This window comes from Desulfatibacillum alkenivorans DSM 16219, from assembly GCF_900142135.1.
Classification (GTDB): Bacteria; Desulfobacterota; Desulfobacteria; order Desulfobacterales; family Desulfatibacillaceae; genus Desulfatibacillum; species Desulfatibacillum alkenivorans.
In genome coordinates this window covers 38,307-63,262 of sequence record NZ_FQZU01000005.1, presented here as the reverse complement: position 1 = coordinate 63,262, position 24,956 = coordinate 38,307, and the positions used below count along the sequence as shown (strand labels likewise).

Annotated in this window: 13 protein-coding genes; 6 read left to right on the top strand and 7 right to left on the bottom strand. The window is 55.8% G+C overall.

Annotation, left to right across the window (positions count from 1 at the left end):
* The first annotated feature begins 120 nt into the window (after window positions 1-120).
* Genes BUE18_RS06110 through BUE18_RS06085 form a run of 6 tightly spaced genes read left to right on the top strand, consistent with a single transcriptional unit; the run spans window position 121 to window position 6,171 of the window.
* Complete coding sequence (locus BUE18_RS06110) at window positions 121-849, top strand: hypothetical protein (protein WP_083610813.1); 729 nt, start codon at window positions 121-123, stop codon at window positions 847-849.
* Window positions 849-2,240, top strand: coding sequence for a glycosyltransferase (locus tag BUE18_RS06105; RefSeq protein ID WP_073473955.1), 1,392 nt, complete (start codon window positions 849-851; stop codon window positions 2,238-2,240). Before BUE18_RS06110 ends, BUE18_RS06105 begins: the two co-directional genes overlap by 1 nt.
* 56 nt (window positions 2,241-2,296) lie before the next feature.
* On the top strand, window positions 2,297-4,816 hold the full coding sequence (locus BUE18_RS06100; RefSeq protein ID WP_073473954.1) for an ABC transporter ATP-binding protein/permease: 2,520 nt from the start codon (window positions 2,297-2,299) through the stop codon (window positions 4,814-4,816).
* Window positions 4,785-5,336 carry a cyclic nucleotide-binding domain-containing protein gene (locus BUE18_RS06095; protein ID WP_073473952.1) on the top strand — a complete coding sequence of 184 codons (552 nt, stop codon included), beginning with the start codon at window positions 4,785-4,787 and terminating at the stop codon, window positions 5,334-5,336. The genes BUE18_RS06100 and BUE18_RS06095 overlap by 32 nt, the downstream gene beginning before the upstream one ends.
* Before the next feature lie 29 nt (window positions 5,337-5,365).
* A complete protein-coding gene (locus tag BUE18_RS06090; RefSeq protein ID WP_073473950.1) occupies window positions 5,366-5,821 on the top strand; it encodes an ATP-binding protein in 456 nt (151 codons plus the stop codon).
* A gap of 14 nt (window positions 5,822-5,835) precedes the next feature.
* Window positions 5,836-6,171 (top strand): STAS domain-containing protein, encoded by a 336-nt coding sequence (locus BUE18_RS06085; RefSeq protein WP_012610190.1) that lies wholly within the window; start codon window positions 5,836-5,838, stop codon window positions 6,169-6,171.
* Here the strand turns inward: BUE18_RS06085 and BUE18_RS06080 are convergent.
* The 7 genes from BUE18_RS06080 to BUE18_RS06050 all read right to left on the bottom strand — a co-directional run bounded on the left by BUE18_RS06080 (window position 6,164) and on the right by BUE18_RS06050 (window position 24,945).
* The gene (locus BUE18_RS06080; RefSeq protein WP_083610812.1) at window positions 6,164-6,574 is read right to left on the bottom strand and encodes a PqqD family protein; all 411 of its coding nucleotides are present in this window, start codon (window positions 6,572-6,574) and stop codon (window positions 6,164-6,166) included. The two genes, BUE18_RS06085 and BUE18_RS06080, sit on opposite strands and share 8 nt — an antisense overlap.
* Window positions 6,561-7,388, bottom strand: a complete 828-nt coding sequence (locus BUE18_RS06075) for a hypothetical protein (protein ID WP_139264630.1) — start codon at window positions 7,386-7,388, stop codon at window positions 6,561-6,563. Before BUE18_RS06075 ends, BUE18_RS06080 begins: the two co-directional genes overlap by 14 nt.
* Window positions 7,389-7,438: 50 nt before the next feature.
* Window positions 7,439-8,041: a hypothetical protein gene (locus BUE18_RS06070; RefSeq protein WP_073473946.1), complete on the bottom strand. Its 603-nt coding sequence runs from the start codon at window positions 8,039-8,041 to the stop codon at window positions 7,439-7,441.
* A 486-nt stretch (window positions 8,042-8,527) separates the two neighbouring features.
* Entirely contained in the window at window positions 8,528-9,292 is a 765-nt protein-coding gene (locus tag BUE18_RS06065; RefSeq protein ID WP_073473944.1) for a 4'-phosphopantetheinyl transferase family protein, read from the bottom strand.
* Between the two features lie 30 nt (window positions 9,293-9,322).
* Window positions 9,323-10,936: a PfaD family polyunsaturated fatty acid/polyketide biosynthesis protein gene (locus BUE18_RS06060; RefSeq protein WP_073473943.1), complete on the bottom strand. Its 1,614-nt coding sequence runs from the start codon at window positions 10,934-10,936 to the stop codon at window positions 9,323-9,325.
* A 21-nt stretch (window positions 10,937-10,957) separates the two neighbouring features.
* The gene (locus tag BUE18_RS06055; protein ID WP_170868283.1) at window positions 10,958-17,959 is read right to left on the bottom strand and encodes a beta-ketoacyl synthase N-terminal-like domain-containing protein; all 7,002 of its coding nucleotides are present in this window, start codon (window positions 17,957-17,959) and stop codon (window positions 10,958-10,960) included.
* 11 nt (window positions 17,960-17,970) lie between these two features.
* The gene (locus BUE18_RS06050; RefSeq protein ID WP_073473939.1) at window positions 17,971-24,945 is read right to left on the bottom strand and encodes a type I polyketide synthase; all 6,975 of its coding nucleotides are present in this window, start codon (window positions 24,943-24,945) and stop codon (window positions 17,971-17,973) included.
* Between the last annotated feature and the right edge of the window lie 11 nt (window positions 24,946-24,956).

The following is a 24,956-nucleotide window of genomic DNA, read 5'->3' as shown; positions in this document are numbered from 1 at the left end:
TGCCTTTCCTTGCCCATTGGACTATTAGAAAAGCTCAAAACTTCCATGAAGCCCAAGGCTTAGCACAGCCGGAAACATTTGTCATGCTTCCCGTCAAGGGAGCGATCTTTCGGAAAAAACATGAGTTTATACAAAAACCTGAAGCCCGCGCAGTTAACCGTCCTGGATAAGAAGGAAATCATCGATTTTGCTTTGGGCAGGCTGTCCCCCTCGCCGTGCTCCTTTGCAGACCTTGGCGGCATTTGGGACGTAGACGGAGAATATACTTTTCACGCATTTAAAAACCACGACATAAAAAGAGCCTTTCTCGTGGATACGGACTTTACGGACAAGGCCCTGACCAAAGCCGAAAAACATCCCGCCCTGCAAACCATCCAGGATAACTTCGGCAGACAAGAGGTCGTGGAAAAAATCGGCCCGGTGGACGCCGTATTTATGTTTGACGTGCTTTTGCACCAGGTCAGCCCGGATTGGGACCAGATATTGGAAATGTACTCCCGGATTTGCTCCTGTTTCGTCATATTCAATCAGCAATGGACCAGGGAGGGGCATACGGTCCGTCTGCTGGACCTTGGCGAAAAAGAGTATTTCGCCAACGTTCCCCATGACCCGGAGCATCCCAATTATAAAGGCTTGTTTGACAGGCTGGACGAAATACATCCCCAGCATGAGAGAAAAATCCGGGACATTCACAATATCTGGCAATGGGGAATATCGGACAAGGACCTCATTGCAAAAATGGAAGCCATGGGTTTCGGCCTGCAATATTATAAAAACTGCGGACAGTTTCAAAACCTGAAACATTTTTATAATCATGCGTTTGTATTCAGCAAGCGGCGCGCCGGCTGATGAATCTATTCCTGAATAAGCCCCCCTCCGGCCGCAGCCTGCACCAAAGAATATGCGGGCGTTTGGCCCGGGAGTTATCGGCGTTTAAAAGAAGCCTGAACGAAGCTATGAACAAGGATCTCGGCGATCAAAGAAAACTTCTTGAGAAGGTGAAAAAACTCAGGTTTCAGGGGCGGGCCCCCCAGGCCATGCAAATCCTGAAAGAGGAGCCATTCAGCGAAGCCCTCAAGCCCCACGCCCTGGCCTGTCTTGCGGAGCTTAATTTCTATTTTGGAAACCCTGAAAAAGCTCTGGAAAGGGCCGTCCAGGCCTTGGAGCTTGGATTTGACTATTGCTCCATGGCCTTTGTGCAGGCTTTGTCCTTGCGCGTTTTGGGGGAATCGGACAAAGCAGCGGCCTTGCTGAAAAGCATCTTGGAGACGGACCCGAAGCACAAGGGCGCCAAGGACGTTTTGCTGCTAATGGAAGGGAGAAGCGTCCGGCCTGAGACGGAAGAAAAACTCCTTAGGCTCCGAAAAAAGGATCGGCCCCTGGTTATCGCCGTCCGGTCTCCTTCGGACAAGGAAAAAGACCCGGAAATGCTGCCTTTATGGGGCGACTATTGGGTGAAGGTGAAGCTGGAGCAGGAGTTCACACAAATGGGGTTGGTTGTCTCGCAGGAAAACCCGGACATCATCCTCCATTTTTTGGGCCTGCCGCCGAAATCCATGCCCGAGCACACCTACAACATTGTATGGAATTACAGCCATCCCGATATAATCGACTCTGAAATCCTCAGGCGGTTTGACAAAATAACCTGCGCTGCTGTAAATTTTATACCCAAGCTGGAGGCATACGGATACTTAAACCCGGAACTCCTGCCCGCCTGCACTTCCAAAACGCCGTACACAACAGAGCCCGTCTACGACATAGTGTTTTTGGGCAACGCCCGATTAAGCAGACCGGACGGCAGAGGCGTGGTGGCGGACATGCTGGCCGCGGGTCTGGATTTTAAAGTTTGGGGCTACTATTGGGACCGGCTTTTGCCCGAAAAGTACTACGGCGGCAAGTATTGGGAATACGACCGGCTGGAGGAACTATACGCCGGAACGCGCATCACCCTGAACGACCACCACCCTGACATGGCCCGGGAAGGTTTCGTGTCCAACAAGGTATTCGACATCCTGGCCAGCGGAGGGTTTGTCATTTCACAACCAAATGCGGGGCTGAAGCCCCTGTTCGGCGATTCCGTCCCCGAATATGAAAGGCCGGAGCAGCTTAAAAAGTTGGCCGTGTATTACCTGAATAATCCGGAGGAGCGAGAGGCGCTCAGGCGAAAAGGCCAAGAGGCCGCCTTAGAGTACACCTACCGGAAATGCGCAGAACGCCTATTGAGCGACCTGCTTGCATAGGCCGGCCGACGCGAGTCAGGTCCACATATACTCTCAACAGGGAGAAATAACATATCATGGCGGAAAACAAAAAGCCCATCATCCAACGCTCCATTTACTCCTGGATTCTGCCCGGCAACGTTAAATGGCATCTGCTGACCGTTTTGTGCATTGCAATCACGGTAGCCGCCAGGGTGGTTCCTCTGGAAATGCAAAAGCGGATCATCAATGACGCCATCGCCCTGAAAAAGATGGACATGCTCTACATATATTGCGGCATATACCTGGCAGCGGTGCTTTTGGCTACGGGCATGAAGTTCGCCATCAACATGCTCCAGACCTATATCGGTCAGCGTGCTTTGGAAGGCATGCGAAAAGGGCTTTACCACCATATCCTGACTCTTCCCATGAGCTTTTTCCGCAAAACCCCGCCAGGCATGGTAGTCACCTCCCTGGTTACCGAACTGGTGTCCTCCGGGGATTTCGTCGGCACGTCCATAGCCATTCCCGTGACAAACATTCTGACTCTTGTGGCTTTCGCCGTGTATCTCTTTATTCTCAACCCATGGTTAGCCATTATCTCTCTCAGCATCTATCCGGTAGTGCTGTTTCTGGTGCCCTTGCTGCAAAAAAAGGTGAACACCGCCAATAGACAACGGGTTGACGCCACGCGGGATCTTTCCAGCAAGATCACGGAGACCATTACCGGAATCCACGAGATCCACGGAAACGGCTCCTATGATATTGAAAACAAGCGCTACGACTCCATCGTAGACAAGTTGTTCAGAATTCGCATTGTCTGGACCCTGTACAAACAAGCGGTTAACATTGTGAACAACTTTTTCACCAACATGAGCCCTTTCCTGATCTTCCTCCTGGGCGGTTATCTTGCAATGTCCGGAAGATTGGAGTTGGGCGCCCTGGTGGCCTTTTTATCCGCCCAGGAAAAACTCTACGACCCCTGGAAGGAGTTGATCGCCTTTTATCAGGTGTATCAGGACGCCATTGTCCGCTATAAGAAGACCATGAGCTATTTTGACCTCATGCCTGAGCACGAGATCATACCGGAAGACGGCAGAAAGCCTTACACCCTGGACGGCAGCATCAAGGCTGAACGCCTTTCTTTTGTCACGGAAGAAGGGATCCGACTGATTGACAACATCAATCTGGAGCTTAAGCATGGAGAGCACCTGGCCCTTGTCGGGTTCTCCGGGTCGGGAAAAAGCACCCTGGCCATGTGCCTGGCCCAGTTGTACAAATTCACAGGCGGCAAGGCCACGCTTGACGGCAAGGATATAGAAAAGCTGACCAAATCCGACATGGTCAATAATGTGGGGCTTGTCTCGCAGTCGCCGTTCATTTTCGACGGCACTATCCGCGAGAACGTGGTTTACTCGTGCGAGGCCGCCGCCAATATCGGGGGCGACAAGGAAAACATGCCCAATCTGGACCAGATCATCAACGTGTTGCAACAGACGGGCGTTTTCGTAGACGTGCTTCGATTCGGCCTCAACACCATGGTCGCCCCGAACCAATACCCTGAATTGGTTTCCAAACTGGTTGACGTGCGAAAGAAGTTCAAGGAGAACTTTGGGGATATTTTGGACGACTATGTGGAGTTCTTTCATCCGGATCGATACCTGTACCACTCCAGCATCCTGGACAACCTGATATTCGGCGCGCCGAACAAGGACTCCCTGACCGAAGACGGGCTTGAGGAGAACGAATACTTTTATCAGTTCCTCCAGGAGGCGGATATTTTCCGGCCCCTGGCCAGCCTGGGAGAGCAACTGGCCAACCAGACGGTGGATATTTTGGGGAATATGCCGGCCGACAAAGTGTTTTTCGAATTAAGCCCCTTATCCCCCTTGGAATTAGCGGAGTACAAAGAGCTATTGGAGCGCACCAAAAAGCAGCGGCTTCATGAAATGGACGCCAAAGACAAGTGGATGTTCCTTAAACTTGGCTTGCGCTACATCCCGGGGAAGCACAAAATGGTCTCATTGCCTGGCATGCTGGAAAATCTCATCCTGGAAGGCCGGGCCATGTTCAAAGACGCAATCATGGAAGACGATCCCAAAGCCGTCTCCTTTTTCCAGGAAGACCAGTACATATACTCCCAGACCATTTTGAACAACATCCTGTTCGGGAAGACCACCACCTCACGGCCTGAAGTCCAGGATAAGATCAACCAGAGCATCATTCGCTTCCTTGTGGAAGAAGACTTGCTGGAAACGGTGGTGGAAATCGGCATGGAATTCCGGGTGGGCACCCGAGGCGAAAACATGTCCGGCGGCCAGCGTCAAAAAATCGCCATCGCCAGGACTTTCCTCAAAGCGCCGCCCGTGCTTATCATGGACGAAGCGACCTCGGCCCTTGACAACAAATCCCAGGCCCGCATACAAAATCAGATAGAGCGGCGCTGGAAGGGCAAGAGCACGCTGATCGCAGTTGTTCACCGGTTGGACATAACGGTCAATTATGATAAAATAGCCGTGATGAAGGCCGGAAACATCGTTGAAATGGGAACTTATCAGGAACTCATGGACAAGAAAGGAATGCTGTATGAGCTCGCACATGGTAGACAAGACTCCTGATCACAAGTGCCAGGACTCATCAGGCCTGACTTGTGAGTTCTCCCAAAACCTGGATATCCTTCGCCAGATAGACTTGTTTTCGGCTTTGCCCATAGAAAGCCTGAAAGTCTTTGCGCTCATGAGCTCCAGGGAAAAATACAAGGCCGGCGACGTCTTGTTCCAGCAGGGCGAGGACGACGGCCAGGCCTTTTACATTTTTGCAGGCACGGGAGAGCTTGTGTATAAAGGCGACGGACCGGAGGAAGTGATCCGCACCGTGGGGGCGGGACAAATGGTCGGCGCCACGGCCATTCTGGGCGAGACGCCCAGGCTGTTCTCCTTCCGGGCGGTAACCGACTTGGAATGCTTTTTAATGGAGCGGGAGAAGTTCCGTACCACGTTGGAGCAGTTCCCCGCCATATTGCCCAAAATCATTAAAACGCTGGTCCAAAAAATCCATGCCAGGGAAAAGGTGTTTCTCACCTCCAGGAATCCGGACTGCGAAGCGTGCAAAAAAAACCTGGGCGTCATCTTTGACTGAACCCTTTATCGCGAACAAAGGTCCAGCTAATGACAGTCGGCGAAATCAAAGTCTCATTAAAGAACAAACTGGCCGAACTCGAAAAACTGCATGAGAAAATCGAGGAGTTTCTCGCATCCAAGGGGGGCTCCCGCAAGGCGCTTTTTCAACTTAAGCTGGCTTTGGAAGAGGTCTTTGTAAACATCGTCCACTACGGGTTTGAAGATGATAAGGAGCATGACATCAACATGACCCTCTCCTTTACGCCTCCTCACATCACCATTAAGGTGGAGGATGACGGGAAGGCCTTCGATCCCATCAATGCGGAAGAGCCGGACTTGTCAAAGCCCCTGTCCTGCCGGGCGCCCGGAGGATTGGGCGTTTTTCTGACCAAGTGGTGCTGCGACCTGAATTATCGCCGTGAAAACGGCAAGAACATCCTGACAATCAAAAAGACTCTTGTTGATAACGACAAGGAATCCAATACGGGTGCAAATACCGCGTAAGAAACGAGGATAACATGGATATCATTGAAGAAAAAAGCAACGACATAGCTGTTTTCAAACTCAATGGCAGCCTGGACTCCAACACATCCCCCGCTTTTGAGGAAAAAGTGGTGGCGATTATTGAAGGCGGAACCAGCAAGATCATTGTGGATTTTTCGGGCCTGGATTATATTTCCAGCGCTGGCCTGCGGGTGCTGAACCTGGCGTCGGTCAAGCTCAAACCGTCCAATGGGAACCTGGTCCTTTGCTGCCTCCAGGACTATGTTAGGGAAGTTTTTGAGATTGCCGGATTTGACCAGTTTTTGCCCATTGTCGCCACCATGGAAGACGCAACGGCGAAATTCAACTAAGGCCTATGAGGCCCCGCCTGCCCAATTCCCGGATGAACTGGGTTACGGAGGTTTCAGCCTCTTTGGGGTGAAGACGGTATTGCTCGGCAAAGGCCTTAATCAGGCGGCCGACGCTTTTTTTGCCGTCGATCATGTCCCAGGCCGCCGTACCCAGGGCGTCCAGTTGAATCCTCTTTATTTGGACCGGCGGGGCTTTGCGCCCTATTCTTTTCATGATTCCGGCGATAAGCGGCCTGACAGTAACCGGATACTCCAAAACCACATCCCCCGACTCCAAACGCGTTTCCACCACGTCGCGATTTTTCATGGGAATCACCGCCAAGGCCTCTTCCCTTAAAATGGGTGCGTTTTCCTGCTTATTGTCCGAGGCGCCGGCCCGACCTTTTTTTTTAAGTGATTTCATAATGTGCGCTAATCTGGTCAAATAGGTCTGATTCCGCTTTCCGCCCTTCCATAACCACCGCCAGGATGCGGTTTTCCTTTTCCAAATGCCATAGCCTGTATCGGGCCCAAGCGCCCTTTATCTTCAGCTTGTCCAACACGCCCTTCACCCCCTCCCCCGGGAGCTTTTCAAACTCCACCGCTTCCCGCCCCATATGCCTGCTGAATTTAGGCTCTCCAGGCAGGTTGGGAAAAACAGACCGGGAAAAACCTTCCAAGCCGCCATTGGCCAGCAAAACGGAAGCCGGGCTGTATCGGTATAAATGCAGTTTTGCGGAATCTGAGGAAAACGACAGGCTGAACTTGCCTGGCAGGAAGGAATGGGAAGTCAATTGGAATTGATCGGGCGTCTCCGCGTAAATGTCAAACAGGGACCATGCGGCAAAACCGCTTTCCGAATGATCCCTGAAGCTCTCCAGAACCCGGGATGGAGCAGCCCCTTCCTTAAAAAACTGCAGGATGGAGGCATTGCGGCAATCCGGGCAATAAAGAAGCAGGCCCTTGGCGCCTGTATCATCCCCATGCCAGGAAAAGGCGCTGGCGTCGAACCTCTTTACGCTTTTGGCCCATTTGGGCGGAAGCTCGCAGGGCTCCAGGGTTTTGGCAAGTTTTCTCTGGTGCATGGAAGCCAGTTTTTTCAACTGGGTCTTGTGGGAAAAACGCCCTTTGACAGGCCCCCATTTCACTTCCATGACCGGACCGTCCTTATCCTCCAACACCAAATACCTTTGCCCCACTTCCAAAGGCTGCCAGGACTGGGGGCAAATAAAACTCACGCGGTTCCAGGAGATCCGGGACCAATTTTTCGGAACGTCCTCCACGGCCGTCAACGGGGCAGCAACGTGGACCAGTCAGGGGCTTCCTTTGAAGAGCCCGGCCCCTTGGACTCGGGCTTATATTTCTTGCGCCAACAGGCCCTTTCCTCATCCACCAGATTGGTCATGGTCATCTTGATAACGTTTCCGAGCCTCTGTTCTTCGTCCCTGGTGTTATGCTGGATTTTCAAGGTAATGCGGTTGTTGTTTTCGTCAAAAAAGATCCATTTCCAGGCTATGAAAACCTGAAAGGAATCCCCTTTGTATTCATTGGGGGCGCCGAATTTTTTCTTGCAGTTGTTTAGCAGGGAGTCGAAAAACTTCTTGGAGCCGTCCGCATATTTGAACTCTATACGCACAATGCGGCCGTGGTCGGCGCACACGCCGTACTGAACGCTGCCGTTTTTGAAACCTTTGGGCGGTTTAATCTGCACCTCTTCACAAAGCCCTTTTTCATAAACCGCCATGGCCGTTCCAGGGATGACCAAATCCTGATGGGCGGAGATATTCTCCCCTAAAACCAAACCGCCCAATTCGTGGGGGGCCTTGGCATGGCTTGCAGGAGCCAACAAGAAAAACAAGCTGATCAAAACCAACAAAGGATATTTTTTCATGATTTTCCGTCCTGACTCACTTACTGGTTGAAGGTTGCTTAATGATATATCAAACATGTTGCCGCCAATCAAGATTTCCTGAAGCAAAACCTGTTCCAATTTATTTCACAAGGGGCTTGAGAGGCATGAGCGCCTGTTCTTTTCCTGCTCATCCCCCTTCCATAGCGGCGTAATATCAACAGTCTGTCGCAGTTGGGATTAACACATGGGCGGATCGTTCAAAAAGGAAGGCTCGATTTGCGGCCGCAACCAGTGAAGAGTTGAACGCCCAGGCTTTGAGCATGTTCCGCAATTTTGGAATTATTGCAAAAATGATTGGCGTCCAGTTGGATTCCCCAGAAGAACCGGTCCGGGACAGGGGGTTGGAAGTCAAGGCAATTGCCTATTCTTCCCAAAAATCGGCCGTCATCCCCGAAGCCTAAGCATTATAAAAGCTGACGACGCCCGTGGCGATTCATTCCGCCTCGCCCAGGGCGGAATCTGCTTTCACTCCATGATTTCTTCATGGATCAAAGGGATGGTATACCGGGATTGCACTTCGCATGAAAAATCCGGCTGCCGCTCGACCGCCAAGGCCGCCACATGATGCTCTGTGGGAGTGAGCAGCCGGAACGCCCAGGCTTCGGGATTGTCCTCCAGGAGAGGATCCAGGACGATGCGGGGGTGGCCGTTTTCGGCGACTTCAAAGGAAAAGAGGTCCAGGCCCATGGACAAGCCCACGCCCCGGGCTTTGATGTACGACTCTTTTAATGTCCAGATATTGAAAAAAAGGCGGCGTTTGGCGTATTCCGGAACTTCTTTCAGCAGATTTGCCTCATACGAAGAAAAATAACGGGCGGCAAGGCGATCAAAATCCCGCTGCCTGTCCCATCGTTCCACATCCACGCCCACTGACCCGTTTAGGGTGACGGCGCAGGCGGCCATGCCATGAGTATGGGCCAGGTTGAACTGTAAAGGAAGAAGCAGGCATTCCTCCGCCAACCCAGGTTTGCCGTAGTTGTTCTTGTCAAACCGCCACTCATGGGGTTTTACTGCGGCGTAACGGGAAAGCACGCAACGAACCAAGGCTCTGGACACCAGGCTGGTATGCCTGTGCCAGGGCATGATATAGCGGGCTTGTTTTTCTTTCTCTTCTTCCGTGAGAAAAGAATGATACGAAGCCAGGAGATCCGGATCCTGTATGTCTTCGGGACAGGTAAACCATACATGGACCTGCCCGGGCTCCAAATTTAATTGGGGCAGGTTTTCCACAAAAACTTTTCTCCTCCTACAAACAAAACGTCAATCAGGCTTGTATGCGGCTAATTGGGGAGAAATAAGCACCCCCTGCAGCTTAAGCTGATCGACCCGGTGCAGATATGCAGCGCCGTTCATTAGATGCCGGGCGACATGGGCCGCCTTACGGTTCTCCGGAGCTTCCATGCCGGTCCCCTTCACCCAGGCGTTAAATGCTCCTATGCACGAACCGCACCATATCTGGTAGTCCATTTCCCGTCCAGGTTCCCCCTTATTAGCCCAACGGGAGGACAAGCCCAGATACCAGCGAAATATCAGCGCCATCTTCTTTTTGGGATCCGCCCCGGCCTTGGCGACCAAACCGGGATCCCTCTGGGAAAAAAAGTCTATGGTATCAGCCCATATTTCGTCCAGATTTTTTTTAAAAATCTGATTTTCCAGCTTTTCCCGCTCATCAGACGGTATGCTCTCTATGGATTCGCACCTGCTGTAAATGTCGTGCAGTTTCGCAGCCCTCACTGCAAAAAGGGAACCGCGTTTTAACACCTGCACCTTAACTCCTAACTCAAACATATCAGCCGAAGGCGCCATCACGGTATCCGCCATATCAGCCTTGGCCAAAAGCCCTTTTACATGATCCGAAGCCCCGGATTCCACGCACGCCTGGTTCACGGAGCCGGTCACGATATATTCCGCGCCCATGATAAAAGCCGCCAAAACCGCCTGAGGCGATCCCATCCCTCCTCCGGCCCCCACGCGCACTGCAACCGGATAATTGCGTTTGGCCTGAATTTCGTCCCGCAGGCTCAAAATGGACGGCAGGATGGTCACCAGAGCCCGGTTGTCCGTATGTCCGCCGGAGTCCGCCTCCACGGTGATGTCATCAGCCATGGGAACCTGACGGGCCAGGTCCGCCTGATCCTCGGTAATCACTCCCCCGGAAATCAGCTTTTTCAAAACCCTTTCCGGCGCAGGCTCCATAAAACGGCTGGCGACTTCCTTGCGGGAGACTTTGGCGATAATCCGGTTTCCGATGACAATATTGCCTTGGGCGTCCCGGCTTAAGCCCGCAATCCGGTATTGCACGATGCTGGGCGTCAGGGCCATGAACGCCGCCGCTTCCACGGCTTTCACGCCGTGCTTGATGTAAAGCTCGGCCACGGCCTGCTCCACGGCCGGCTCGTGGGGGCTGTGGATGAAATTAAAGAGATACGGGCCGCTGGGAAGGTTTTTTTGAATGGCCAGAATGGCCTCCTCCACCGCAGAGGGAACCAGCCCTCCGGCGCCGAAAGAGCCCAAAAAGCCCGCCTTGCCCAAAGCCGTCACCATTTCCACGGAAGCGATTCCATTGGCCATGGCGCCTGCATAATACGGATAGGCCGTGCCGTAGGTCTTGCCGAACTCAGGATTGCCCAGGCTTTGGACGGGCAGAGCCGGAGTCATGGCAATGACTTTGGGACCCGCGCCGGTCTGGCGGATGGGCTCCGCACCGGTCAGGCCTATGCGGCCGTTATTGTCCACCACCAACAGGTTTTGGGATAAATCCTCAAGCAGCGCTTTGACTCCCGCCTCGTCGTATACAACCTGATCTTCGGGTGCGCTCCAGCCAAAATCAAAAACCCGTCCTTTGGGCGAAAATCCTACGGCGTCCTGGTTCATAAAAACTCTCCAATTGTTTTTTTATCCTGCGTCCCGAATGCAGAAACCCGCGTCCGAGACTTCGTAAATCCGAATGTTATCCTTCCACAAATTGCCGTCCGCCTTGATCACAATGCCGTCCCGCCCTTGCTCCACGCTCTTCACGTGCAGATCCAGGGTCATGCGCTCATTGGACGGAATAATCTGGCCGCGATACTTCCAGACGATGGCGTCCGTCATCTGGGTGAAATACGGACACGCGAAATCCCGGCCCAGGCCTTGCTGAATGGCGAAAACCTGCAAAGCCTGCAGCATGGCTTCCACGCCCAACGATCCCGGCATAACCGGATCGTTATGAAAGTGGCAAGGGTAAAACCAATCCGCGGGATTCACCTGTTTGTCCGCGTAGATATACCCCTTGCCGAATCGGCCCGAGTGCTCCACCATAAGGACTCTGTCCAAAAACTGCAATTGTTTTCCCGACAGGCCGTGGTGCGGCTTGAGTGGGGAAACGGCGTAATCGGCCGGAGCACCGTTTTGTAAATCAACTTTAATGGTTACGGCGTCGTCCGTCAGCCATTCCCGGGCGTGCAGGGGATGGTTGTTCACGCCGCCGTCCAGCCCGATCTGGTCGGCCAGGGCTTCTTTGGTAAAGTAGCCGAAGGCTGCGGTTCCCTGATAGAACAACTCCCCTTCCGTAAGAAGTTCAAACTCGAACTTCTGAATGATGGAGCCGCCCGCCTTGGCCGTGGTTGTCAACCGGGATCGATTCGTGATGGTCCGGCCCCGGAGGTCCGGCAGGCTGCTGAGCGTTCCTTCCCCGTCCAGGTTGCGGAAAAAAAGATCCTTTTCCGGGATGAGCAAGGTCGTCTGCATGTAGGTGGAAATAAACCCGCAGGGCTGCAGGGCGATCTCCATGAACATGGAGTACGGCATGATGGCGGGCCAATTGTTCTGCGCGCAAAACCAGGCGTCCCGGGGAACGTCGTACTCGGAAATCACGCTGGCCGGATTGCGGAAGTCCCCCGGCGTTCCTTCCACCTCCAGAACCCGGGAAATCAACTGCAAGTCGCCGTTGGGCGTCCGGGGCGGCTGGCGATCTTGATAGATGTCAAAGGCCGGCCCAAAGCATTTGGCTATGTCGCCGACGGCGAATTCCTGAAGGTCGTTGCTATCAAACAAAGGTTTTGGCGCCGGGGTTTCCTGCTTTTCTTCAATCACAGCCGTGGGATCTTTTTCGGACAGGCGGACGCCCAAATCCTTGAAGTCCACCACCACCTTGTCGCCCAAAAGAATGTCCACGTCCGCCACGGCGTAAGGCTCGGGCGTCAGGCCAATCTCCTTAACCTCCATGCGGTAGGTGAGCAAAGCGTCCACGGGCGTCACCTGCCCCCGGCATCGCACCTTTTGAGGCAGGCCGATGATGGGCTGAAACCGGGCGTCCCGGGTTTTGGTCTGCAGGCCCAGGAACAGGGTGAAAAACTGCAGCAACTGCACGCAGCCCTCGGCCATGAGAGACCCGGCCATGACCTCGTCGTCCTTAAAATGGCACGGAAAGTACCAATGCTCCGGCCGCAAGTCCTTATGGGCGATGACCTTGCCCAGGCCCCAGGGGCCGCCTTGGGGATCCACGGATTCCACGCGGTCCACCATGAGCATTTGCTGGGCCGCGAACTTCAGGGACGGATTGGCGCCCTGCTGGTCGTAATCCGGACCGAAGCACGCGGCAGGACGGCCTTCGATGATATGCAGCAAGTCCTCCTTGGAAAAGGAGCGGCGGCCGCAATCAAGCAAGGGGTTAAACCTGGAAGGGATAATATTGCTTCTTTCTTCCTGTTCGGCCTGGGTGCGGATGATCCCCTTGCCCGCAGCCAGCTCCTCGTCGGAAAAAAAACCGGCGCAGCCGCCGTCCATGGTCAGGACCAGGCGGTCGTCCACAAAGCACTCGTAGCTGAAAAAGAAAAGCAGGTTGCCGCCGTTCCGGGCGAAGGAATTGATGGAGATGTCGTACCGGAGGGTTTCCCCTTCCTTGGCCAGGTCTTCCATGAAGGTGAGGGTGCAGTCCAAAAGGCGGTAAACCCGCTCGCCTTTGCATTCAAAGTCAATCCCCAGGTAGCTGATGAGCAAGAGGTCGCACTGGCCGGACTCCACGGAAACCGCCCAGGGAATCTGCCCGTCGATTAAAAACCAGGCGCCCTTTTCAATGTCAAACTCCGTGGTCATGGCGCTCGGCTTGAACTCGCCCCGGTTTCCTTGCAGCTTGGTGACGCGGGAGACCAGCAAATACGGGTCCATGGGCAGCCGCACCCGGCGTTTGTAGGAATCGATAATGGCGTATTCCGGCCCGAAAACCGCAGCGATATCCCCTTTAGCAAAAGTTTCCAGGTCTTGCCGATCCCAGATGGCTGGTTTGACGGAAGCAGCCGGAGCCGCCGGAAGCGGGACAGGAATTGCAGGAATTTTTGGAGCGGGAGCTGATTCCGGCAATGGCTCCGCCAACGTCTCATAATTCACTTCCTTTTCCATGAGCCCGGCCTGCATGGCGATAAGCTGCTCCATCCGCCTTAACGCCCTGGCCCTGTTGCGTAAAAAGGACTTATGCCCTTCCGTGACGAGCGTCTGGTTTTCCCTATACGCCTGCATCATCAAAGGATGGGAGGGCGCGGCGACGGTATGAGTCGCCGGAGGCTCCGGCGCGGGAGCGGCTTCCGGCCTGATCTCCCGGACGGGCTCAGCGTATGCAATTTTTTCCACCTTGGGAATAACCGGCTTTTCAGGCTTAACCTCGGGCGTTGGCTCTTTTACTGGATTCAATATCTTTTTGGCTCCAGAAATGATGGCATCTTCGATGCTCTCCCCGCCCAAAGTAACGGTCTTAAGCAACTTTGGGCCGTCTGGCGGCTTTTCCGGCCTGGGAATGACGCATCCCAGATCCATGGGAATCCGGTGGGAGAATAAACGGGCTAAGGCCCGAAGAATGGAGGTCCGGCATCCGGCGCCTTTCCGATCCGTGGCCACGGCCAGGTGCTCGCGTTCGCCCAGGGTTTCTGCAATGTATTGAGTGCAATTCTCCCTTGGCCCCAGTTCGATGAACACTCGCGCGCCCTGGTCATAGGCCTTGTTGACCAGGGAGGCGAAATCCACCTGAGAGCAGTACATCTCGGCAATATTGCGGGCAATGGCGTCCTGGTCCAACTCAAGAGGGCCGCATCCCACGGTGGTCAGGAATTCCACGTCCCTGACCGGGGCGGTTTTCAGGCTGTGAAGGGAAACCATTTCGTTATAGTCCGCACGCACAATGTCGCAATGGATGGCGTCGCCCATGGGGACTTCAAAATATTCACAGCCTGCGTTTTGGATGACCCGTATGCAGGCGGCTTCCTCTCCGGCGATCACCACCTCGCCGGGGGTGTTGGTAAAGGTGTGGAAGACTCTCTGTTTGCGGCCGCCGGTTTTCTCCGAGGCCAAAACCTTGCGCAAGGTTTTGGGGTTGGTTTTCAAAGCAAAACAATGCCAGATTTTCTCCTCGCCCTCCTTTTGCGGAGGCATGCCCCAGGCTTTGCGCACTGTATCCATAGGACCGGCCAGGCGCGTTTGGAAGACGGCCGACTTCCTAAGCTGGCGGCTCATGGCGTCGGTTCTTCCCCACACGTCCAGGCTGTACAACATGGAAATCTCGCCCATGCTGTATCCGAAAGCCATATGCGGCGTAACGCCCAGGCATTTGCGCACGGCGTCGGTGCGGGCGATGGCGAACAGGATTCCGCTTTCAAACATGGCGATGGCGCTTTTTTCCAAAGCCCAAATCTGCTTGCCCGGCGGGGTGAAAGTCATGCCCCGGGGATACAAAAGATTATCCCGCCAGAGGTCGCCCAGGTCGTTCCCCGGCGCCATGCAGGTCTTGGCGCAGGCCGGAAAAAGCTGAAAAAAATCCCGGCCCATTTGAGGATAGGAACTGAAACCGCCGGGATACACAAAGGCGACCTTGCCTTTGCCGCCCATGGGATTGGGGGAGAATGCGCTGCCCCGGACGGAAAACCAGTCCTTGCCGGTCTGAAAGGCCTTGGCCATGCCTTGCCTTGCGGCGTCAATTTCGTTTTGCAATTCCCTGATATCGGAGCCGATCAGGGCCAGGGAGTATTTGCCGGGTTTCAGCCTGTCAAAATACTTGCGGGAGCATGCGGCCGGGCTCTTCCCGGATTCCAGGTCCTGCATTAACTCGTCCAACCGGCTTTCCAAAGAGCGCCGATCGTCCCCGGAAACCGGAAGGATAAAGGGGCCGCCCAAATTCCAAAAATCGGATGATTTCTTTTGACCCTCTCCGGCCAGAATCATGTGTCCTGCGCACCCGTCCATGCCCAGGCCGCTGACAGCGGCTATCCGTTGCTTTTTTTCCGGTTTTGCGAACCAAGGCTGGGATCTTTCCGGGATGAAAAACCGGCCCTTTTCCCAGGATTCGGGATTTTTTGGCATGGACCATCCCGGAGTCCGGGGTAAAAAACCGTGCTCCGCGCATAAAGCGGCCCGGATGATGGACGCCATTTGGGAGGCGGCGAAGGAATGGCCGAACAAAGCCTTGGCGGCGCCCAAAGCGCAGGAAGGCGTTTCTCCGCCGCCGTAAGCCGCGAGCAGGCCCGCCGTCTCCGCTTCGTCATATTCCGGCATGCCGCTGGCGCAGGCTTCCAAACATCCAATGTCTTCAAAGAAAATTCCCGCTTCCCGGACCGCTCTTTTGGCGGCGGCTTCCACGGCCTGGGAGTTCGTCCCCTGCTCCAAAGCCAGGGAGCGGATTACGCAGTGGATCGGGTCGCCGTTTTTCCGGGCGTCATCGGTTTTTTTTAGAACAATGGCGCCCGCGCCCTCCCCTACCAGCCAGCCGGTGTTTCCTTTGTCGAATGAAAGGGTCGCCCGGCCTTTTTGAGCCGGATGCCTTAAATTTCTCCATAGGACGTTTTCAGCGCTTCCCGAAAGGTCCACGGCGCCAACGACCACGGCGTCCACCTCGCCTTTCTCCAAAAACATGGCCGCGATTTCCACGGCCTTAAACACGGAATTCTCCTCGCTGGAAATCGTGAAGGCCGGGCCGTTAAAATCCCACAACGAGGCGATGCGGGCGGCCATGATGTTGCCGATGAAGCTGGTGTACTGGTTGACCTTGGCGGCGTTGCATACCGCGTTCTTACAAAGATTCGTCAACACGCCGTCTTGGGTCGAGGCATCTCTTCCAAAGGCCCGGGGCAGTCGCGTGTCCTGGTTTACTCGCCCCCGGTAGCGATGCAGTTCCAGTTCGGTTCCCATGGCTACCAGGACGGCCGTGTTTTGGCCCTGCTTAAGCCCGGCCCGTTGGATGGCTTTGTCTGCAACTTTCATGGCCAGCATTTGTTGGGGGATTAACTGGTCGTCCGGGTTGGGCGGGATTTTGAATCGTAAAAAATCCAGGTCAAAATCCCGGATGTAGGCCCCTTTAGGCGCTTTGCCGTCCTCAAATCCGTATTGCCTTAAAAGATCGGAATTATTCTCCAGGCCTTTCCAGCGATTGGGCGGCAAGGGGATGAACTGCTGCTCGCCCTCGTAATTGGCCCGCAAAAAGTCGTCCAGGCTGGAACAGGCGCCAAAGTGGGCGTCCATGCCCACTATCGCCAGTTCCGGGAAGGTGGATTCCGCGCTGGCATCATCTTTCATCAGATCAATTTTTTCCGGCGCAAGCTCGAAAATCATGTGGGCGTTGGCCCCGCCGAATCCAAAGGCGCTCACGGCGCCCAGCTTTTTACTCTCAGGCTCCGGCCAAGGAGTGGTAGAGTTGGGAACCTTCCCGGAAAAATACTTGTTCTTGGAATCCGCCGGGGCTTCCAGGCCTACGGTTCCGGGAATGGACCCGTTTTGCAGAGACAAAATAACCTTGATCATCCCGGCCATGCCTGCGGCGGTGAGCAAATGGCCCAGACCCGCTTTGACTGAGCCAATATAAGGTTTGGCTTTATATTGGCTGAAAAAGGCCTCCATGGAGTCCAACTCGATGCCGTCGCCCAGGGGCGTGCCCGTGGCATGGCATTCCACAAAGCCTATTTGCGAGGGACTGACGCCTGCGTCATTATATGCCCGTTCAAAGGCCATGGCCTGGCCTTTCGGGTTGGGGCTCAGGACCGAGGCCCCCCTGCCGTCGTTGGAAAGCCCTGCTCCGCAAATCACGCCGTGTATGCGGTCTCCGTCCTTGATCGCGTCGTTCAGGCGCTTGAGCACGAACATCCCGGCGCCCTCTCCCGCCGTCAGGCCGCCGGATTTTTTGTCCAAAGGCAGGCTTTCCTTGTTGTGGGGGTACGCCTGAAAAATGGAAAAACCCATGTTCACAAAAAACGGATCCGCCGCGCTCACCGCGCCGGCCAGCATCATGTCGGCCCGGCCGGAGTTCAGATAGTCGCAAGCCAGCCTCACGCTGTACAGGGAGGACGAGCAGGCGGCGTCCAATGCCAGACGCGGGCCGTTCAGGTTGAGCGCCTTGGCGGTCAAATAAGCGGGCCAGCCGGATATGGCCCCGTTTTCCCAGGCCGGATCATTTTTTCCCGGCCATGGGGAGAAAGAAAAATTCTCGCCTGCGCCCGCTTTTTTCAGGGCGGATTCCACGGCCCGCTCCATCATGGGGATGAACAAGGCGTTGGAAGCCTGGGTGGGAAAAGACAGGTTCCCCAAAATCAAGCCGGTCCGGCCGGGGACGCTGCCGGGAAAGCAGCCTGCGTCTTGCAAAGCTTCCATGGTCACGTACAAGGACCACTGGTGCAGAGGGTCCAGGGTTTTGAGATCGACGCCCGGGATCTCAAGCGCATGCAAGTCGGGCGAAAAATCCTTTATGTATCCGCCCCTGGCGCAATAAAAGCGGTCCGCCGTCCCTTTTTCCGGGGAATAGTAATCCATGGGATCCACGCCCATGCGTTTTTCGGTTGCAAGGGTGCGGCAGTCTTTTAGAGTGATGAGGTTGTCCCAATATTCCCCGGGGGTCGAGGCCCCGGGGAACAGGCATGACATGCCTACAATGGCGATTTTTTTCATGGATTTTTCCATTAGACGGCCAGGGCGAATAATTTGGTCAGGCCTTTGCTGACCGTAACCTCGGCGCCAAAAACCCGGGAATAGACGTTCCCTTGGTCATCATGGGCGCAGATATCCGCTTTCATGGAAGTATCGGAGCTTTCCAGCACGTCCAGGGTGACGAAAAATTCCTGCCCGTGGGCGATGGGCCGGTACTGTTCCACCGTATTGGCCCTGGCGGGCAGGCTGCCGGCTTCACAGTGCTTACGCACCCAGATCAACTGGCTTTGAAAGTGCACGTCCGCCGTAAAGGGGTCCATGGCGCCAACCGGAAACTGCCCCTGACTTTCCGGCGGAATAATGGGAACGCAGGCCTTTAGGGTGAGTTTTTCCTTGGTGCAGTTCAGGACCTTTTGAATCATCCGAAAATTGGGGCCGTGGAACAGAGTTCCATCCTTATAGAAAACGGAGCCGTCTTCGGGCGTTGTCTCGATCAGATCCAAATTGTCATAAACCGGCGCGTCCGGCGCCCGGGCCATAAGCCTGACCATGGCTTTGTAATGGGGAATCCGCTTACCTTCCTTGACGCTGTATATTTGCACGTCCAGGTCTGCCTTTTCTGCGTCCTTTGCGATTTCCCTGGCGTCCAGAATGTATTCTCCGGCCAGGGTCTTGTCGAAAACAATGCCCTTGAACAGCTTATAGTCCTGGCAGCGGAAAAACCGGTATCCGGGGACAAATTGCTCGCATGCGTCCGCCATCCACGACATAACGCAGACCGTGGGCAGCACCGCCCAATCGCCGATCACGTGATCCGGCAAAAAGGGATTGCATTCCAGGGACAACTTCCGCGAGACCCTATGGTTCACAAGCGGGGCGTCCGTCATTTCCAGAGGCGTTTGCATGGAGCTTCCCACAAGCAATTGGATGGATTTTCCGCCAAGCATAGAGGCGGTGAAAATGCCGGCGCCTTCCTCCAGGGGTATGACCTCCACCTTTTTCTGCTGGAACATCCTTTTCAGTTCCGGGGAAACCATGCCGCCGTCCCAGGGGCCCCAATTGATCGTAACCACCTTGCAAGAGGGATGAATGGATGCAAAGGCGTAAGCGAACTTGTTCAAGACCTCATTGGCCGCCGCATAGTCCGCCTGGCCGGGATTGCCGTAAAATCCTGCGGCGGAAGAGAACAAGGCCAGGTATTTGAGTTCCGAGGGATTCACGCAAGCCAGCATGGCCAGCAGGCCGTCCACCTTGGTGGAAAACACGGCGTTAAAGTCCTCGGGCGTTTTGTCTTCGATGAATTTATCCTTGAGCACGCCCGCCCCGTGAATGATTCCCGTAAAGGGACCTGTCTCCTTGACGACCGGCGCCAGTTTTTCTTTCAGGTCCGAGGCCTGGGTAACGTCGGCGCTCACGTACCGGGCTTTGCTTCCTGCGCCGCGAATGGATTTAAGAGTCTGGCGGATTTCCCGGGAAGAGGCAACCTCCCGGGCCATGGCCTCCACCTTTTTAGGGGTGGGCTTCTCGCCCAGGGCGGTTAAATGCTCCATGGCCTTGGCTTTGAGTTGCATAAGATCCTGACAGCCTTCGGCCCAATCCGGATCTTTTTCCATCATGGCCGACCTGCCGGTGAGCACAAACACGGCGGAAAGCTCGTTAGCCAGGTTCATGACGCACTCAGCAGTCACGCCCCGGCCGCCTCCGCTCACCAAGAAGACCTGATTTTTCTCTCTGGGCGAGGAATCCAAGGCCGGCAAGGCTTCCGAAATCGGTTCCGGGACCAAAGTCATGCGGCCTTCTGCGGTATAGCCGGTTTCCTTGATGCGGACGTCCGGGTCGAAAATTTCTGATATAATGCGTTTGGCCGCCCTTTCCGGCGCCAGGGTGGGTTCGATGTCCACAGCCCGGCAGAAAACCCTGGGCCATTCCAGGTCCAAAGTCTTGACCAGCCCGAAAAGACCGCCGTGGATGGGAGAATAATCGTCTCCGGCCATACCCAGGGCGCCGTCCATTCTGGCGACGGCCAGGAAAAACGGGCGAAAATCGCCGTCTTCTTCGGCCGTCAAAGAGCCTTTGGCGTGCCTTGCGCAGGAAAAGGCCAGTTCCAGGCTTTCCCGGGCCAGGTCCTCGGCTTCCGGCGATAAATGAACAAATCCGCCGATGGAGCCGTGATCCTTGGCAGCCCTTTCCAGGGCGTACCGGATGGAAACGTCCCGCGTATCCTGAAGCAAAATGCTCGGGACTTCGCCGAGGCCTGTCTTGGAGGCCCAGGGGGGGAGTATCACCACCGCCGGCAAACCTTCATGCTTCAGGCGTTTAAGCAACTCCCCAGTCAGGCCGGTTCCTTCACTGACGACAACGCACACATGATTCGGGGGAAAGTCAAAATGCAAATGATCGGCAGGAGGCAGGGGCTTGATCTTCACGCCGCTTCGCTGCACCGGAATGTTTCCCACTTCAGGCTGAGCGGCGGGTTTGGGCGCTTCGGCTTCCACAGGAACGGATGCGCCGCCGGTTCCGAATTCCAGTTGCGCCTGAACGGGTTTGGATTCGGCAGGCTTCATGGCCGCGCCCAGACGATCCACAACCTGCTGCAATGTGCGGAGTTCGGCCAATTCGTCCGGGTTGATCTCGGGCAGATTGGGATAGGCGTCCATCATGGCGCCCAGGATCTCCACCCTTTTAATGGAGTCGATGCCGAGATCCGCCTCCATGTCCATGGATAACTCCAGCATGGATGCGGGATAGCCGGTCTTTTCGCTCACGGTTTGCAGCATGAAATTTGCCAACTCCTCCAAACCGGGCAGACCCCTTATAGCGGCGGGCTTTACCGCTGGGGCCGAAGAAGCGGGCGCCGAAGCGACCGCTGCCGACTGCACGGGCGGCGCCTGGCTTGCCGCGCTTTTTTCGAGCCGGTCCACCACCTGCTGCAATGTGCGGAGTTCGGCCAGTTCATCCGGGTTGATTTCGGGCAAGTTGGGATAGGCGTCCATCATCGCGCCAAGGATCTCCACCCGCTTGATGGAGTCAATGCCGAGATCCGCTTCCATGTCCATGGACAGCTCCAGCATGGACGCGGGATAGCCCGTCTTTTCGCTGACAACGGACAGCATAAACGTGGCAAGCTGCTCTATGTCCGGCAAGTCGGAGGCGGACGCCGGAGAAGCAGGGGGCTCGGGAGTCATGGGTTGGGCTGCTGCCTCTGCCGGCCCCTGGCCTATGCTTTGCTCCAGGCGATCCACCACCTGCTGCAGGGTGCGCAGGTCGGCCAGTTCGTCCGGGTTGATCTCCGGTAAATTGGGGTAGGCGTCCATCATCGCGCCAAGGATCTCCACCCGCTTGATGGAGTCAATGCCGAGATCCGCCTCCATGTCCATGGACAGCTCCAGCATGGATGCGGGATAGCCCGTCTTTTCGCTCACCACGGAAAGCATGAAGGTGGAAAGCTGCTCTATGTCCGGGCCGTTGGCGGCGGTCGTTTGTGGACCCGGCGCTTCCCGCCTGGGCGGAGCTACCAGTTCGGGTTTGGACATCCGATAATCTTCGATGGGCTCCGCCTTCTTGATTTGCCTGGGAGGCGGAGTCTCCGCCATAACCGGCGCAGCAGGCTTGGGCGCAGCAGGGGTTGGAGCGGGCGCCGGGATTTTCGGTTGGACGGGAAGATCCAGGGCGTTTAAAGCGCTATCCCCGCTCATACGACCGTTAAGCAGGCTTAGGGCCTGTTCAGTCTCTTTGGTCTGGGCGTCCAGGTATTTCTGGTGCATGCGCAAGGTATCGCCATGGAGGGAATGGAAATAATCCATGTTGCGCTGCATGTTCTCGGGCATATCCTGCATGCCTTGGCTGGACATCAGGCCCGCCTGACTTTCCATGAGCCGTGCGAAGGCCTGGGTGTATCCTGCATGATTTTCCAGATAGCGTTCGTGAGCGGAAAGGGTTTGCCCCTGCAGGTCGAAAAGTTTTTGTATGACCTGATCCATGCCGTTGCCCGAAGCCGGATTCGCCGCAGGCGCAGGGGAAGCCGCTTTGGGCTCGGAAGGCTCCGCGGGCGCTTTGGGAGTTGGGGCCGGCGCCTGCGCTGCAGGCTGACTGGGTTGCTCGTTTTTCATAATGGTTCTTTCAATGGCAAAGCCGTCCGACAGGGAATCCTGATAGGCTTTTCTGGTTTTTTCGCTCACGTAGTTGCTTCCGTTGAGTTTGATGTTCAGGGGGCTTTGTTTTTTCGCCTTTTTAGGCATGGGGCGCTGGAACGGGTCAATGTCCCGGGCAAGCAGGCCCGCCACGCGAAGCTGGGCTGCGGCCTTGGCCAAATCGCCTCCGCCTTGGGGATCTCCCTTGTCCAGAGCAATGGCCATGTGGGGCCTGTCCCTTAAAATGGCGTCCACCAAACTGGTGAGCACGTTTTTCGGCCCGAATTCCACAAACACCCTGGCGCCGGCGGCGTACATGTTTTCTATTTGCCTGGAAAAGCGCACAGGGTTGAGGATGTGCTCGCCCATCATACGGGCGATGGCTTGGGAATCCTGGGGAAAAGGCTCGGCGGTTGTGTTTGAGTAAACCGGGATTTTAGGCGGCATGACTGAGACCGAAGCAATAGCCTTGGCGAAGGGCTCGGCGGCATGGCCGACCAGGGGCGTATGAAAGGCTGCGGAGACCGTTAACTGTACGGTGCGGAATCCGGCCTTTTTCAGGGATTGAGCGGCTTCCTTGATTGCCGGGGTCGAACCGGCGCAAACCACCTGTTTGGGAGAGTTAAAATTGGCGATTTGAACTCCATCCAAATCGTCCACATGCTCCTGGATCTTTTCCACATCCCCCATGACGGCCAGCATGGCGCCCGGGTCGAAGCCATCCGCATCCGGCTTGGCCATGGCCTTGCCCCGGGCGTGGGCCAGGGTGTAGAAAACCTGATCGTCCAAAACGCCCGAAGCCCAGAGGGCCGTAATCTCGCCAAAGCTGTGTCCGGCGCTAAAATCCGGCTGAAACCCGGCGCGTCTCATTATGTTGAACAAGCCGGCGGAATAGGCTCCGATGGCGGGTTGCGCGAACCGGGTATTGTTTAGGACCTCTATCTTCTTTTTATCCTCTTTCGGGTCAAAGGACGGTTTGGGGAAAACAGCCTGGGTCAGGGGCGCCTCGCCTGCTGCATGAAAAACCTTGTCCACGCCTTCAAAGGCGGCCAGCGCCTGGGGATATCCCAAAGACGCCTCCCGGCCCATGTTCACGTATTGGGAGCCCTGGCCGGAAAACAGTGCGGCGACCTTGGCGTCGGGAGACAAGGCCCTGGGTCCGAAATATACGCCCTGGGACAAGGTCCAGGCCTTGGCTGCTCCGTTTTCCTCCAAAGCGGAAAGGGATTGCCTTAAAAGCTCCTGCGCCTCTTCCACGGTTCGGGCGGCAAATCCCACCCGGGGATGGCTGGACGGAATTTCTCCGGCGCAAGCTGCGGCCAGGGCGTCTAAATCCTCCGGGGCTTCCAGGTTCGTCAATGCGTTTTTGCAGGCGGCCTGCAACTCTTTTCCGGACGAAGCATGCAGGACGACCGAACGGGGCATGCGGTGAATGCGGTATTCCTTTTCTTCCGCCTGGGGAGCTTCCTCCAAAACAAAATGGAAGTTGGAGCCTCCGAAGCCGAAGGCGCTCACCGAGGCCCGCCGGGGCGTTCCGTTGGACAAGGCCCAGGGCCGCGCCGTCGTGTTGATGTAAAAGGGAGAATCCTCCATGCCCAGCTTGGGATTGGGCTTTGTGACGTTGATGGTCGGAGGCAGAATTTTATGATGCAGGGCCAAGGCCGCCTTGATGAAGCCCGCGGTCCCGGCGGCGGTTTTGGTATGCCCGATCTGTGACTTGACGCTGCCGATGGCGATGCCCCCTGTTTCCTGGGTCTCCTCTCCAAACACGCTTTTCAGGGCGGTGAACTCTGCCAAATCTCCGGCCACCGTTCCCGTGGCGTGCGCTTCCACCAAACCGATGTCCGCGGGGGAGAATCCGGCGTCCCGATAGGCGCGTTTGAGGGCCCGGGCCTGCCCTTCGGGCCTGGGGGCGTAGATGCTTTTAAAGCGTCCGTCGCTGGAGGCGCCCACGCCTTTGATCACGGCGTAAATGCGATCGTTGTCCCGCCGGGCGTCTTCCAGGCGCTTCAACAAAACCATGCCTACGCCTTCGCCTATAAGGATGCCGTCGGAATCCTCGTCAAAAGGCGAGCAGTATTCCTTTTTGCTCAAGGCGGGCGTCTTGGCGAAGCACAAGTACATGAACGGCGAGTTGTCCGTATCCACCCCGCCTGTGATCATCATTTCGCTGCGGCCTTCCGCCAACTCGCTTACGGCCATTTTCATGGCGGCCAAAGACCCGCCGCAGGCGGCGTCCAGCACGCAGTTCATCCCGCCAAGATCCAGACGATTGGCCACCCGGCCGGCGATGACGTTGCCCAGCATTCCGGGAAAGGAATTCTCCTCCCAGGGGATGTAGGCCTTTTTGATTTTGTCCGCGATGGCGGCCGCTTCCTCCTCGGAAAGCCCGCTTTTGGTCAAAACCTCTTTCCAGACCGGATACTGGAGCCTGCTGGTGAGCGGCAGGTAGAGTTTTTGCCCTCCGCCCACGCCCAGGGTGACGCCCACCCGGGACCGGTCCTGGCCCTTGTTATACCCGGCGTCCTCCATGACCTCCCGGGCCACAATCAAAGCCAGCAACTGGGAAACGTCCGTCACCTCCAATATATTGGGCGGCAATCCGAACTCCATGGGGTCGAAATCGATTTCAGGAAGAAAGCCCCCTACCCGGCTGTAGGTTTTGTCCGGGACAGCGGGGTCGGGATCGTAATAGTCCGAAATCTTCCAGCGATCTTCCGGGACCGGGGTTATGGAGTCTATTTCATGGAGTATGTTCTCCCAATACTGGGACAGATTGGAGGCTCCGGGAAAGATGGAGGCCATTCCAATGACCGCAATGGGATTTTTCCGGAGAAGGGACTGAATCTCTCTTGTTTCGGGGTTTTCCCCTGGCATAATATCAACCT

Excerpts from the sequence above, each read along its gene's own strand:
- BUE18_RS06110 (WP_083610813.1), top strand. The coding sequence starts at position 121 with ATGAGTTTATACAAAAACCTGAAGCCCGCGCAGTTAACCGTCCTGGAT.
- BUE18_RS06105 (WP_073473955.1), top strand. The coding sequence starts at position 849 with ATGAATCTATTCCTGAATAAGCCCCCCTCCGGCCGCAGCCTGCACCAA.
- BUE18_RS06100 (WP_073473954.1), top strand. The coding sequence starts at position 2,297 with ATGGCGGAAAACAAAAAGCCCATCATCCAACGCTCCATTTACTCCTGG.
- BUE18_RS06095 (WP_073473952.1), top strand. The coding sequence starts at position 4,785 with ATGAGCTCGCACATGGTAGACAAGACTCCTGATCACAAGTGCCAGGAC.
- BUE18_RS06090 (WP_073473950.1), top strand. The coding sequence starts at position 5,366 with ATGACAGTCGGCGAAATCAAAGTCTCATTAAAGAACAAACTGGCCGAA.
- BUE18_RS06085 (WP_012610190.1), top strand. The coding sequence starts at position 5,836 with ATGGATATCATTGAAGAAAAAAGCAACGACATAGCTGTTTTCAAACTC.
- BUE18_RS06080 (WP_083610812.1), bottom strand. The coding sequence starts at position 6,574 with ATGAAATCACTTAAAAAAAAAGGTCGGGCCGGCGCCTCGGACAATAAG.
- BUE18_RS06070 (WP_073473946.1), bottom strand. The coding sequence starts at position 8,041 with ATGAAAAAATATCCTTTGTTGGTTTTGATCAGCTTGTTTTTCTTGTTG.
- BUE18_RS06060 (WP_073473943.1), bottom strand. The coding sequence starts at position 10,936 with ATGAACCAGGACGCCGTAGGATTTTCGCCCAAAGGACGGGTTTTTGAT.
- BUE18_RS06055 (WP_170868283.1), bottom strand. The coding sequence starts at position 17,959 with ATGAAAAAAATCGCCATTGTAGGCATGTCATGCCTGTTCCCCGGGGCC.
- BUE18_RS06050 (WP_073473939.1), bottom strand. The coding sequence starts at position 24,945 with ATGCCAGGGGAAAACCCCGAAACAAGAGAGATTCAGTCCCTTCTCCGG.